The sequence below is a fragment of the Thermaerobacter composti genome (assembly GCF_033582035.1).
Taxonomy (GTDB): Bacteria; Bacillota; Sulfobacillia; order Thermaerobacterales; family Thermaerobacteraceae; genus Thermaerobacter; species Thermaerobacter composti.
Genome location: NZ_CP132508.1, coordinates 333,450 through 346,577 on the forward strand (window position 1 = coordinate 333,450; position 13,128 = coordinate 346,577).

The 13,128-nt window shown below is 71.3% G+C and carries 12 protein-coding genes; all 12 read left to right on the forward strand.

The annotated features are described in order from the left end of the window. Positions 1 to 63 precede the first annotated feature (63 nt). Positions 64 to 1,857: an ABC transporter substrate-binding protein gene (locus Q5761_RS01380; RefSeq protein ID WP_318750897.1), complete on the forward strand. Its 1,794-nt coding sequence runs from the start codon at positions 64 to 66 to the stop codon at positions 1,855 to 1,857. 553 nt (positions 1,858 to 2,410) lie between these two features. Then, the gene (locus Q5761_RS01385) at positions 2,411 to 2,719 is read left to right on the forward strand and encodes an NADH-quinone oxidoreductase subunit A (protein WP_243123832.1); all 309 of its coding nucleotides are present in this window, start codon (positions 2,411 to 2,413) and stop codon (positions 2,717 to 2,719) included. After that, positions 2,710 to 3,291: an NADH-quinone oxidoreductase subunit B gene (locus Q5761_RS01390; protein WP_135224824.1), complete on the forward strand. Its 582-nt coding sequence runs from the start codon at positions 2,710 to 2,712 to the stop codon at positions 3,289 to 3,291. Before Q5761_RS01385 ends, Q5761_RS01390 begins: the two co-directional genes overlap by 10 nt. Positions 3,292 to 3,516: 225 nt before the next feature. After that, positions 3,517 to 4,173 (forward strand): NADH-quinone oxidoreductase subunit C, encoded by a 657-nt coding sequence (locus tag Q5761_RS01395; protein ID WP_318750898.1) that lies wholly within the window; start codon positions 3,517 to 3,519, stop codon positions 4,171 to 4,173. Between the two features lie 141 nt (positions 4,174 to 4,314). After that, the gene (locus Q5761_RS01400; protein WP_135224826.1) at positions 4,315 to 5,490 is read left to right on the forward strand and encodes an NADH-quinone oxidoreductase subunit D; all 1,176 of its coding nucleotides are present in this window, start codon (positions 4,315 to 4,317) and stop codon (positions 5,488 to 5,490) included. Further along, on the forward strand, positions 5,490 to 6,452 hold the full coding sequence (gene nuoH / locus Q5761_RS01405) for an NADH-quinone oxidoreductase subunit NuoH (RefSeq protein WP_135224827.1): 963 nt from the start codon (positions 5,490 to 5,492) through the stop codon (positions 6,450 to 6,452). The genes Q5761_RS01400 and nuoH overlap by 1 nt, the downstream gene beginning before the upstream one ends. Positions 6,453 to 6,468: 16 nt before the next feature. Continuing rightward, on the forward strand, positions 6,469 to 6,948 hold the full coding sequence (locus Q5761_RS01410; protein WP_135224828.1) for a NuoI/complex I 23 kDa subunit family protein: 480 nt from the start codon (positions 6,469 to 6,471) through the stop codon (positions 6,946 to 6,948). Further along, entirely contained in the window at positions 6,945 to 7,673 is a 729-nt protein-coding gene (locus Q5761_RS01415) for an NADH-quinone oxidoreductase subunit J (RefSeq protein ID WP_318750899.1), read from the forward strand. Before Q5761_RS01410 ends, Q5761_RS01415 begins: the two co-directional genes overlap by 4 nt. Beyond that, complete coding sequence (nuoK, locus tag Q5761_RS01420; RefSeq protein ID WP_318751580.1) at positions 7,673 to 7,987, forward strand: NADH-quinone oxidoreductase subunit NuoK; 315 nt, start codon at positions 7,673 to 7,675, stop codon at positions 7,985 to 7,987. Before Q5761_RS01415 ends, nuoK begins: the two co-directional genes overlap by 1 nt. A 114-nt stretch (positions 7,988 to 8,101) precedes the next feature. Continuing rightward, entirely contained in the window at positions 8,102 to 9,982 is a 1,881-nt protein-coding gene (gene nuoL / locus Q5761_RS01425) for an NADH-quinone oxidoreductase subunit L (protein ID WP_318750900.1), read from the forward strand. Then, entirely contained in the window at positions 9,982 to 11,532 is a 1,551-nt protein-coding gene (locus tag Q5761_RS01430) for a complex I subunit 4 family protein (protein ID WP_318750901.1), read from the forward strand. Before nuoL ends, Q5761_RS01430 begins: the two co-directional genes overlap by 1 nt. Positions 11,533 to 11,534: 2 nt before the next feature. Continuing rightward, on the forward strand, positions 11,535 to 13,082 hold the full coding sequence (locus Q5761_RS01435) for an NADH-quinone oxidoreductase subunit N (protein WP_318750902.1): 1,548 nt from the start codon (positions 11,535 to 11,537) through the stop codon (positions 13,080 to 13,082). Positions 13,083 to 13,128: the final 46 nt, after the last annotated feature.

Consider the following 13,128-nt stretch of genomic DNA (forward strand, 5'->3'; position numbering starts at 1 on the left):
GTCGTGCCGCCGCGCGTGGGCCGGTTCGTCCCCGGGTTCACCGCAACGGGGAGAGGATGCCGGTTGTCCGAGCAGACCCTGAACCTGCGGCGCCGGCTGGGGGCGGCGCTCATCCTCGCCCTGGTGTTGATCGCCGTGGCCGGCGTGTGGCGTGCGGCGGGCCCCGCCCGCCGCACGCCCACGGCGCCCGCCGGGTCGGCCGCGACGCCGGCGCCGGGGCCGGGCGCGGACCGCGGCGCTCCCGAGCTGGTGATCGGCAGCCTCGGCGGCTTCGAGGGCTGGAACCCGCTGCTCACCGAGCGGCATCCCCTGCAGCCCCTGCTGTTCCGCAGCCTGGTGCGCTACAACGACCGCATGGAGGTCGAACCCGATCTGGCCGTCTCCTGGGAGGTCGGCGACGACGGCCGCACCTACACCCTCCACCTGACGGCGGCGACCTGGCAGGACGGCCAGCCGGTGACGGCCGATGACGTGGTGTTCTCCCTGACGGCCCGCCTGCATCCCGCGGCCGATCGGATGGGTGCGTCCAACCTGGCGGCCCTGGCGGGTGCGACGGAGTACCTCGCGGAGCTGGAGCGGCTGGATCGGGAGCGAGAGGCGGGCCGGATCGATGCGGACGCCTGGGAGGAGCGGGCCCAGGCGGCCTACGCGCGGTGGCTCGCCCAGGGGGCGGTGCGGGCCGTGGATCCGCGCACCGTCGTGGTGACCTTCGCCGAGCCCTACGCCCCGGCCTTGGAGCTCTTCACCCTCCCGGTGGTGCCGGCCCACGCCTTCGCCAGCCAGGCGGAGGCCCTCGACCCCGAACACCCCTTCCACACCAGGGCGCCGGTGGGCTCCGGGCCGTACCGGCTGGAGAGCTGGGTGCCCGGGGTGGAGGCGCGCCTGGTGGCGCGGGACGACCTGCCGCCGGCCGCGACGCCGGGCTATCCCGTCGTGGTCGTGCGGTTCTTCCGCGACCAGGACGAGCTGGACCGGGCGATCCTCGACGGCGAGGTGGACGCCGGCCGCCTCTCCCCGGAGGCGGCCCGCCAGGCGGTGGAGAGCGGGTCGCCCCTGCGGCTGGTGGAGTTCCCCGACCTCGGCTACACCTATGTGGCCTACAACCTGCGCGACCCGGTGCTGGCCGACCCGGCGGTGCGCCGGGCCATCGACCTGGCGGTGGATCGACAGGCCCTGGTGGGCGAGCTCTTCGGGCGGTATGCCGAGCCCCTGACGTCCCCGGCCCTGCCGGGCACCTGGTGGGCGGGCCCCGCGCCCCTGCCCCGCCACGATCCCCAGGCGGCCCGCGACCTGCTGGCGGCGGCAGGCTGGCGCGACGTCGACGGCGACGGCATCCGGGAGCGGGACGGCCGGCCCCTGGTGATCGAGCTCCTCACCCACCGGGAGAACCGGTACCGGGAGCAGGCCGCGGTCATGCTGGCCGACTGGCTGCGGCAGGTGGGGATCGCCGTCGAGGTGCGCCGGCTCGAATGGGGCGAGCTGGTGGCCGCCCTGCGGGAGGGGCGGTATCAGGCGGCGCTGCTGGGGGTCGGGGTGGGCGTCGACCCCGACGGCTACGCCCTGTGGCACTCGGGCGGCCACCTAAACTTCACCGGCCTGCACGACGCCGAGCTGGACCGGCTGCTCGAAGCCGGGCGCCGCGGGGGCGACCGCCGTGCCACCTACCGCAAGGTCCAGGAGCGGCTGGTGGAGCTGCAGCCGGCCCTGTTCCTCTGGCAGGAGATCCAGGTGCTGGCGGTGCGCCCGGAGGTGGCGGGGCCCATCAGCGGCTCGCCGGGCGGGTTCCTCTGGAACGTGGCGGCCTGGCACCCGGCCGATGCGGGGGACGAACCGGCCGTCGGCGCAGCCGGCGGGTGACATCGCCAAGGGGCCCGGGTGCCGGGGTCGGTCGCCGACGCCCCCGCTCCTCGTGGCGCGGAAGCCGGCCGCGAGCACCGGGTCGTCATCGCCGATCGCCTCGATGGCGTGGCGGGAGCGTGCCCCCGTCGTGCAGGGGGGGTTCGGCACCAGGGAGGTCACCATCGCGTCGGGCGTGGGGAACCCCGCGGCGACGGCACCGGGCCGGTCAGGGTGGCGCCGGGAGGGGGTGCACGCGGCGTCCGGTCGGCGCCGGGACGACACCCCCATGCCGGGCGGGGCGCGTTGCCCGCCGTCCCGGTGGCGCCCCGGGCCCCGGCGGGCGCTGCCGCGCCTTTGGTTGACACCGAATTTTTCTTCTCCATATAATGTGGATGGCTTTCGGGCGGGCTCCGTCATGTTCCGAATTTCACGAAGTCCCGCCCGTCGCCTTTCTATACCGGTGGCCACCGCCGCGGTGGCGTCCACCGGTGGGGAAACGGGGGGCGGCCAGTTGGACTCCCGGGTCTGGATCGACGTCCTGGTCTTCCTCGTCGCCGGGGTCACGTTCCCGATGGTCAACGTGGCCCTGAGCCGGCTGCTGCGGCGCGACTGGCGCGACCCCAGTAAGCTGACCACCTACGAGACGGGGATTCGCCCCTACGGCGACGCCCGCGTGCGCTACAGCATCCACTACTACGTCTTCGCCCTGATCTTCCTGGTGTTCGACGTCGAGGTGGTCTTCCTCTACCCGTGGGCCGTGCGGTTCCGCGAGCTGGCCCAGATGGGGCCCTTTGCCTTCGTGGAGATGGCCGTGTTCATCGGGATGCTGACGGTGGGCCTGGTCTACGCGTGGAAGAAGAAGGTGTTACGATGGGCGTGAGCAACCCGCGGGTCACGGGCCCGTCGGGCATCACCCTGGCCGACGTGGCCTGGGACGAGACGGATCCCGACCGCCTGATCGACCGCGCCGCGGAGCGCCTGCCGGGCGTGTGGGAGTACCTGCCCGGGGTCATCACCACGAACCTGCAGACCCTGGTCAACTGGGGTCGCAAGAACTCGCTCTGGTACCTCTTGTTCGGGATCGCGTGCTGCGCCATCGAGATGATGGCGGCGGGCGCCTCGCGCATCGACCTGGACCGGCTCGGCTCGGTGTTCCGGGCCTCGCCGCGCCAGGCCGACCTGATGATCGTGGCGGGCACGGTCACGGAGAAGATGGCGCCGGTGATCAAGACGCTGTACGACCAGATGGCGGAGCCCAAGTACGTGATCGCCATGGGGGCCTGCGCCTCCAACGGCGGGCCGTACTACCAGGGCTACAACGTGGTGGACGGCGTCGACAAGATCGTCCCCGTCGACGTGTACGTGGCCGGCTGCCCGCCGCGGCCGGAGGCGTTGATCTACGCCATCATGAAACTGCAGGACAAGGTGGCCCGGGCGAACCTGCCGGCCTGACCAGCGGAAGACGGCGCAGCCCCGCGGGGAGCGGGGCTGGCGTTTGCCTGGGCGCCGTGACGCGTCGCGCCGGGAGCCCGGGAGCAGGCGCGTTGGGACGCCGGCGGGCCGACGTCGGCCGCGGCGGCGCCCCTGCGCCCGATGGGCCCCATGGCAAGCCGGCCCCGTCGGCCGCGGGCCGCGAGGACGCCACCAGACCGCGCCGGAACGATGGGGGGAAGACCTGTGGCGGAACGCTCCGAGGCGGCGCCCGGGCAAGCCGGGGATGACCGCCCGATCCACATCCACCAGGACGACAAGCCCCTGCTGGAGGCCCTGCCCCTGCCGGCCGAGGGCACGTTCGTGGACCCCAAGGCGAAGAAGAAGGCGGCGGCCGAGGGCGCGGGGGAGGAACCGGCCACCGACCCCGTGGTAGCCCGTCTGCGCGAGGCCTTCCCGGACGTGGACTTCGAGCCCGTGGCGGCCACGGCCGACGGCTGCCCCATCGTCACCGTGCCGGTGGACCGGTGGCTCGAGGTGGCCCGGTTCCTCCGCGACGACCCGCAGCTCGGCTTCGACTACCTCTCGGACCTGTGCGGCGTCGACTACAAGGACGCGCTGCAGGTGGTGTACCAGCTGCGGGGCGTGGGGCACCGCCGGCGGCTGACGGTCAAGGTCAACGTGGGCAAGGACCACCCCGAGGTCCCCAGCGTGGTCGAGGTCTGGCCCGGCGCCGGATGGCACGAGCGGGAGGCCTTCGACATGTTCGGGATCCGCTTCCGCGGCCACCCGGACCTGCGGCGGATCCTGATGCCGCCCTGGACGCCCGACGACGTCTTCCCGTTGCGCAAGGACTTCGTCGACCGGCGGCCCAAGCGGGAGCGCAAGGTGCGTCCGCGGTGAGGGCGCGCCGCGGGACGGCGCGGAGGGAGTCGGGCGCGCCGGGGGGAGGCGAGCGGCGCGGACGGGACCCCCGGTGCCTGCCCGAGGGCGGGCGATGGGGCGACGGTGGGGAGCGGGTGGACGGAAGGCGAGGTGAGGGCCGTGAGCCTGACGCAGGAGCCGGTGCAGCCGCTGGAGCTGGATCCGCGCCTGGGCGACCGGGTGCGGGTCGAGGCCCTGGACGGCGGGCGCCAGACCATGACCATGAGCATGGGGCCGCAGCACCCCAGCACCCACGGCGTGCTGCGGGTGGTGCTCACCCTGGACGGCGAGCGGGTGGTCGACGCGCAGCCGGACATCGGCTACCTGCACCGGAACTGGGAGAAGATCGCCGAGTACATGACGTATGCGATGACGGTCCCCTTCTCGGACCGCAACGACTACCTGGCCGCCATCACCAACGAGCTCGCGCTGGTGCAGGCGGTGGAGAAGCTGACGGGCATCGAGGTCCCCGAGCGCGCCCAGATCCTGCGCGTGATCTTCTCCGAGCTGCAGCGGATCACCAGCCACCTGCTGTGGTTCGGCACCTTCGGGCTGGACATGGGGGCGGTGACGCCCTTCCTGCACGCCTTCACGGCGCGCGAGTACTGCTACAAGCTGTTCGAGCGGGCCACCGGGGCGCGGTTCCTGTACGGATATCTGCGCATCGGCGGCATGCGCAACGACGTCCCCGACGGGTGGCTCGACGACCTGCTCGCCTTCCTCGACCAGCTGGAGCGCACCTACTGGCCGGAGTTCATGCGGCTGCTCATCGACAACGCCATCTTCGTCCGCCGGACCAAGGGGATCGGCGTGCTCAAGCCGGAGGTGGCCATCGCCTACGGGGCCAGCGGACCGGTCCTGCGCGGCTCGGGCGTCAAGTACGACGTCCGCAAGGTGGACAACTACCTGCCCTATGATCGGTTCGAGTTCGACGTCCCGGTGGGCGAGAACGGCGACGTCTACGACCGGGCCGTGGTGCGCATGTACGAGATGCTGGAGAGCGCGAAGATCATCCGCCAGGCGGTCAAGGAGCTGCCCGACGGCCCGGTGATGGCCAAGGTCCCGCGGGCCATCCGCCCGTACGGCGAGGTCTACCACCGGGTGGAGGGCCCGCGCGGCGAGGTGGGCGTCTACCTGGTGGCGGCGGGGGACACCAACGCCTACCGGGCCCGCTGGCGGTCGCCCTGCTTCGTCCACCTGCAGCTGCTGCCCCTCCTGGCGCGGGGGCACCTGGTCGCCGACGTGGTGGCCATCATCGGCAGCATCGACATCGTCCTCGGGGAGGTCGACCGTTGATGCCGGAGGGGCTGGTGGCGGTGCTGTGGGCCATCCTCAAGGCGACCATCGCCCTCGCCTTCATCGGGCTCAACTTCATGTTCCTCGTGTGGCTGGAGCGCAAGGTGTCGGCGCGCATCCAGTACCGCGTGGGCCCGTACCGCGTGGGCAAGCCCCACGGATGGCTGCAGCTGATCGCCGACGCCATCAAGATGTTCTCCAAGGAGGACGTGATGCCGGCCGCGGCGGATCGCTGGGTCTGGGCGGCGGCGCCGGTGGTCGTCTTCGCGCCGGCGGTGCTCTTGTTCGTCATCCTGCCCGTGGGGCCCGACTTCGGCGTGCAGCCGGACTTCAACCTGGGCCTGCTGTTCTTGAGCGCCGTCTCGTCCTTCACCCTGTTCGGCATCTTCATGGCCGGTTGGGGGTCCAACAACAAGTACTCGCTGATCGGCGCCATGCGGGCGGCGGCGCAGCTGATGGCCTACGAGATCCCGCTGGTGCTGGCGGTGCTGGGCGTCGTGATGCTGGCGGGCAGCCTCAGCCTCCAGGACATCGTCGAGGCCCAGCGCACCTACTGGTTCGTGTTCCCGCAGTTCCTCGGCTTCATCGTCTTCCTGATCGCCGCCATCGCCGAGCTCAACCGCACGCCCTTCGACATGGCGGAGGCCGAGTCGGAGCTGGTGGCGGGCTACTTCACCGAGTACAGCGGCATCCGCTGGGGCATGTTCATGTTCGCCGAGTACACGAACCTGTTCACCATGTCGGCCATCGCGGCCAGCCTGTTCTTCGGTGGGTGGAACGGACCCCTGCTGCCGCCGGTGGTGTGGTTCCTGATCAAGACGTACGCCTTCGTCCTGCTGGCCATGTGGATCCGCTGGACGCTGCCGCGGATCCGCATCGACCAGCTGCTCGACCTGGGCTGGAAGTTCCTCGTGCCGGTGGGCCTGCTCAACCTGGTGATCACCGGGTTGTTCCTGGTCTGAAAGGCGGTGACGGTGGGTGAGCATCCTCGCGGAGATCTGGCAGGCGGCCAAGAGCGTGGTGATCGGGCACGCCGTCACCTGGCGATCGGCCGCCAGGCCGCCGGTGACGGTGAACTACCCCGACGAGCGGCCGGACCTGCCCAAGGGCTACCGCGGCATCCCGGTGCTGAAGACCAACCTGGAGACCGGCGAGCTCAACTGCACGGCGTGCGGGCTCTGCGCCCGCTCGTGCCCGGTCAACGTCATCGAGGTCATCGAGGAGACCGACGAGAAGGGCAAGCGCCTGCGCCGACCCAAGGTCTTCAACATCGACATGTCGCGGTGCATGGTCTGCAACCTGTGCGTCGAGGCCTGCCCCTTCGATGCCCTGGAGATGGCGAACCACTTCGAGATCGCGGACTACTCCGTGCCCAACCTGATCTTCAACAAGGAGCAGCTGGCGGAGATCTGGAAGCAGTACGACGCCGTCCGGCTGGCCGGGGGCGAGAAGCCATGAGCGGCGGCGCCGTGGCCTTCGCCATCCTGGCGGCGGTGGTGCTGCTGGGCGCCTGGCGGGTGGTGACCAGCGAGCAGATCGCCCACAGCGCCCTGTTCCTGGGGCTGACCTTCGTGGGCATGGCGGGGCTGTTCATCCTGCTCCAGGCTCCGACCTTCGCCCTGCTCCACGTGCTGGTCTACGTCGGCGCCATCCTGACCGTCGTGGTCTTCGCCATCATGCTCTCGGACCCCGAGGAGCTCCGGGGCCCCGGCGAGCTGCCGCCCGCCGAGCGGTTGCGCCGCCGCCTGCGCTCGCCGTACTACGGGTGGATCCCGGTGGTCGTGGCGGGCGTCCTGGTGGCCGTGGTGCTGGCCGGCCTGGCGGCGGCCCAGCTGCCGCGGGTGCCGCTGGGTGACCCCGTGGCCGACGACCTGCGCGCCATCGGCGGGGAGATGTTCACCCGCTACGCGGTGCCCTTCGAGGTGGCCTCGGCGGCCCTGCTGGCCGCCCTGATCGGTGCCATCGGGCTGACGCGGCGCGATGCGGCGGAGGAACGCGGCCGCACCCGCAGCCGGGTCGCGCCGGCGACCCCCGATGCCGGCGGCGGGGAGGCGTCCCCCGCCGGCGGCGGACGGCCCGCGGCGGAGCCGGCGGCATCCGGTGCGGTGTCGGGGACGCAGGGGGGCACCTCCGGCGCGGGCGCCGCGGTGGCGGCCGGGACCGCCAGGGAGGTGGGCCGGTGATGGGCGGCGTTCCGCTGCTGGACTACCTGGTGGTCGGCACCCTGCTCTTCGGCCTCGGCCTCTGGGGTGCGCTGACCCGCACCAACGCCATCCGGATCCTGATGTGCATCGAGCTCATGCTCAACGCCGTGAACCTGAACCTGGTGGCGTTGAACCGGTACCTGGACCCGGGGTCGGTGGAGGGGCAGATCTTCGGCCTGTTCATCATCGCCATCGCCGCCGCGGAGGCGGCCATCGGCATCGGCATCGTGCTGATGGTGGTCCGGCGGCGCGGCGAGGTGGACATCAACAAGATCCGGTTGATGCGCGGCTGACGCGCTGGGTCGGCGGATCGCGCGGTGGGGCGGCCGACCGCCCACTGCCGGCGGCGTACCGGCGATGGGCCGATGGATGAGGGAACGGACGGGAGTGCGAGGTGAGGCGGCGTGGTGGAGTCGGCCTGGTTGATCCCGCTCTTTCCGCTGGCGGCCTTCGTCCTGACGGTGTTCGTCGGCCGCCGGCTGGGCGAGCGGGCGGGCTGGATCGGCGTCGCGGGGATGCTGGCGGCGACGGCCCTGTCGCTCGGGGTGTTCCGCGATGCCGTGGCGCGGCCGGACGCCTACGAGGCCGCCTGGCGGTGGCTGGCGTTCGGTTCCTTCGCGCTGGACGTCGGCTTCCGGGTGGACAACCTGGAGGCGGCCCTGCTGCTGATGGTCTCCTTCGTCAGCCTGATGGTGCACGTCTTCTCCCTGGGCTACATGCACGGCGACGCCCGTTACAACCGGTACTTCGCCCTGATCTCCCTGTTCACCGCGGGCATGCTGGGGCTGGTGATCGCCGACAACGCCGTGTTCTGGCTGATCTGGTGGGAGATCATGGGCGCCTGCTCCTACCTGCTGATCGGTCACTGGTTCGAGGAGCGGGAGAACCAGGCGGCGGCGTACAAGGCCTTCATCACCACCCGCATCGGCGACGTGCTGATGATGGCCGGCTTCTGGTACATGTTCCAGCTGACGGGCAGCCTGCGCTTCGCGGACTGGCAGGCGTGGGTGGAGCAGCAGGCGGGCGCGGGGACGCCCGACTTCACCCGCGCGATGACCGTCGCCGCGCTGCTGATCTTCGGCGGGGCGGTGGGCAAGTCGGCCCAGGCGCCGCTGCACGTCTGGCTGCCCGACGCCATGGCCGGCCCGACCCCGGTCAGCGCCCTGATCCACGCCGCCACCATGGTCGCGGCGGGCGTGTTCCTCATCGCCCGGACCTACTTCATCTTCGCCGAGGCGCCCACGGCGCTGGCCGTGGTGGCGTTCCTCGGCGCGTTCACCGCCTTCCTGGCGGCCACCATCGCCGTGGTCCAGACGGACATCAAGAAGGTGCTGGCCTACTCGACGGTCAGCCAGCTCGGCTACATGGTGATGGCCCTGGGCGTCGGCGGCTACAGCGCGGCCATGTTCCACCTGTGGACCCACGGCTTCTTCAAGGCGCTGCTGTTCCTGGGGTCCGGCGCGGTGATCCACGCGGTGCATACGCAGGACATGCGCGAGATGGGCGGCCTGGGCCGGAAGATGAGGCTGACGGCGCTGACCTTCATCGTCGGCACGCTGGCGCTGGCGGGCATCTGGCCCTTCTCCGGCTTCTACTCCAAGGATGAGATCCTGCTGGCCGCCTATCACTCCCGCTATCCGGTGCTGTTCTGGGTCGGTGCCGTGACGGCGGGCCTGACCGCCTTCTACATGACGCGGGCCGTGGTACTGACCTTCTTCGGCAGGCCGCGGGACGAGCAGCGGTTCGCCCATGCCCACGAGGGCGGGCCGGAGCTGCGCTGGCCGCTGGTGCTGCTGGCCATCCCCGCCTTCGCCGCCGGCTTCCTGGCGCCGGCGCTGTTCGGTGCGCCGGTCCACGAGTTCATCACCTTCGGGGAGCACCAGGCCGCCCACGAGCCGGAGTCGCTGGTGGTCCTGACGGGCACGCTGTTCGCCGTGGCGGGCATCCTGCTGGGGATCGTCGTCTACGGGCTGGGGTGGATCTCGCCGGCGACGCTGCGCAGCGCCCTGGCGACGCCCTACTTCGTCCTCCAGGAGAAGTGGTTCTTCGACCGGGCCTATGAGGTCGTGGTGCTGGCCGGTTCGTCCTGGGTCGCGCGGCTGGCGGCCGGGTTCGATCGGCTGGTGATCGACGGGATCGTCAACGGGGTGGCCGGGTTGGTGGCCGGCGTGGGCGAGGTGGTGCGGCGCTGGTCCACCGGCCTGGTCCAGGGGTACATGCTCACCCTGTTCGCCGGGGTGGTGCTGCTGGCGCTGCTGATCCTGCAACGGACGGGAGGCCTGTGGTGATGTCCGCGTCGCTGCCCTACCTGAGCCTGATCCTGGGGGTGCCGGCGGCGGGCGCGCTGCTGACCCTGCTGATCCCGCGCGAGAACCACCGGGCCATTCGCCTGGTGGGCACCGTGGCGATGGCGGTGCCGCTGCTGCTGGTGGCCGCGGTGTGGGCCGGGTTCGACCCGGCGGCCGGCGGGCCCCAGTTCGTGGAGCGCTACCGCTGGATCCCCACCCTGGGCGCCTGGTACTACCTGGGCGTCGACGGCCTGTCGCTGCCGCTGGTGGCCTTGACCGCGCTGATCGCCCCCATCGCGGCGCTGGCCTCCTGGGGCATCGAGGAGCGGGTCAAGGAGTACTGGGTGCTGCTGGGGCTCCTGGTCACCGGGATCTTCGGCGTGTTCCTGGCCCTGGACTACCTGCTCTTCTACGTGTTCTTCGAGCTGTCGCTGATCCCGATGTACTTCCTCATCGGGGTCTGGGGCGGTCCGCGGCGGGACTACGCGTCGCTGAAGTTCTTCATCTACACGCTGGTGGGCAGCATCGTGCTGATCGTCGGCATCCTCGCACTCTACCTGCTCACCGGCGCCAGCACCTTCGACATGGTGGAGCTGGCGCGGCGCGCCCCGGCGGCGGTGCCCGAGGCCCTCAAGCTGCCCCTGTTCCTGCTGCTCTTCGTCGGGTTCGCCATCAAGACGCCCATGTGGCCCGTCCATACGTGGCTTCCCGACGCCCACGTCGAGGCGCCGACGCCCATCAGCGTGATCCTGGCGGCGGTGCTGCTGAAGCTGGGCACCTACGGCATGATGCGGATCACGTGGCCGACGCTGCCCGACGTGGCCCGCGACCTGGCCGGCGCGCTGGCGACGCTGGCCGTGGTCGCCATCCTCTATGGCGCCTTCACCGCCCTGGGGCAGCGGGACTTCAAGCGGTTGGTGGCCTACTCCTCGGTCAGCCAGATGGGGTTCGTGGTGCTGGCGCTGGCGGCGGCCGCCGCGGCGCCGGGGGTCGCCCAGGCCGCCCAGCTGGCGGGGCGCGACCCGCAGGTGATCCTGGAGGCGGGGCAGTCCGCCACCATGGCGGCGGTCTTCATGATGGTGGCCCACGGGCTGGCGTCGGCGCTGCTGTTCCTGCTGGTCGGCTTCTGGTACGACCGCACCCACACCCGGGACTTCGACCGGCTGGGCGGCATGTTCCGCACCACGCCGGTGGGGGCCACCTTCCTGGGCATCGCCGCCTTCGCCAACCTGGGTCTGCCCGGGTTCAGCACCTTCATCGGCGAGTTCTTCACGCTGATGGGCACGCTGCCGGTGTTCCCCACCGCGGTCTACGTCGCCCTGGTCGGGCTGGTCGGGGCGGCGATGTACAACCTGACCATGCTGCAGCGGGTGACCATGGGCGCTCCGAGGCCCGAGTGGAGCGGGCTCCCTGACGTCACGCCGCGGGAGCTGGCGACCTTCGTGCCGCTGGTGGCGGCCATGCTGCTGCTGGGGTGGATGCCCGGCCTGTTGACCCAGGTGCTGAGCACGCCCGTCGCCCAGTTCGTCGCCAAGTTGGGAGGGATGTGAGCATGCCGGTGCTGTCGGCCGGGGAACTGATCTATCTCCTGCCCGAGATCGTGCTGGCCGTGACGGCCATGGTCCTCCTGCTGGCCGACGCCTTCGCCGGCGGGCGCGACGAGGCGGCGGGGCAGGGCGGTGAGACCGGCGCGGCGGCCCCGGGGACGGCCGCAGGGCGCCGCGACTGGATCGGCTATCTGGCCGTGCTCGGCGTCGTCGTGGCGATGATCGTCATCCGCCGCGACGTCGCCCAGCCGGGTCCCATCCTGGGTGGCATGGTGTCCAGCGACGGTTACGCCGCGTTCTTCAAGGCGGTGTTCTTGATCGCCACCGCACTGGTGGCGCTGCTGTCGATCGACTACGTGGCCCAGCGCGGCATCGCCCCGGGCGAGTACTTCAGCCTGCTGCTGTTGGCGACCACCGGGGCCCTGTTCATGGCGGGGGCGGCCAACCTGCTGACCTTCTACCTGGGGCTGGAGCTGCTGTCGCTGAGCTCCTACGCCCTGGCGGGGCTGATGCGCACCGACCCGCGCTCCCAGGAGGCGGCGCTGAAGTACTTCCTCAACGGGGCCTTGAGCTCGGGCATCCTGCTCTTCGGCGTCTCGCTGGTGTACGGTGTCACGGGCACCTTCGACCTGGTCGAGCTGGCGCGCCAGGTCGGTCAGGTGCTGCAGGGCGAGGCGGCCGCCGGCGTGCCGGTGCCGATGTTGGCCCTGGGGGTCGCCTTCCTGCTGGCGGGGCTGGCCTTCAAGGCCGGCGCCGTGCCCTTCCACCTCTGGCTGCCGGATGCCTACCAGGGCGCACCCACGCCCATCACCGCCTATCTGGCGGTGGTGTCGGAGGGCGCGGCGTTCGCAGCCATCCTGCGGGTGTTCTACGGCGGGATGGGTGGAGCCCAGGAGGCCTGGCAGACCGCCTTCGTCGTCCTGGCCGTGCTGACGATGACGGTGGCCAACGTGGCGGCGCTCCGGCAGACCGACGTCAAGCGGCTCATGGCCTATTCGTCCATCGCCCAGGCGGGATACATCCTGGCGGCCGTGGCGGCGGCGTCGGAGCTCGGCCGGACCGCCGTGCTGTACTACGTGATGGCCTACACCTTCATGAACGTCGGCGCCTTCGCCGTGATCACCGCGCTGCAGGTGCACGGCGAGGGCCGCACGGTGCAGGACTTCACCGGGCTCGCTCGCCGGGAGCCGCTACTGGCGGCGCTGCTGGTGGTCTTCCTGGTCTCCCTGGTGGGGCTTCCGTTCACCGCGGGGTTCATGGCGAAGTTCGGCGTGTTCCGCGCGTTGGTGGCGGCCGGCAACCTGTGGCTGCCGGTGCTGGTGGCGCTCAACAGCGTGATCTCGGTCGGATACTACTACAACCTGGTGCGGCACATGTACGTGGTGCCGGCGGAGAAGGCGCCCGTGCCCGACACGGCGGTGCCGGTGCCCGCCCCGATCTGGACGGTGCTGGCGGTCTGCTTCTTCTTCACCCTGGTCCTGGGGATCTGGCCCGACGCCTTCATGCGGTGGGCCGAGGTGTCGCTGATGGTCATGGGCCGCAGCGGAATGTAGCGCCACCTTCGTCCCGCGCGGCGGCAGGGGGATGGATGGGATGGGC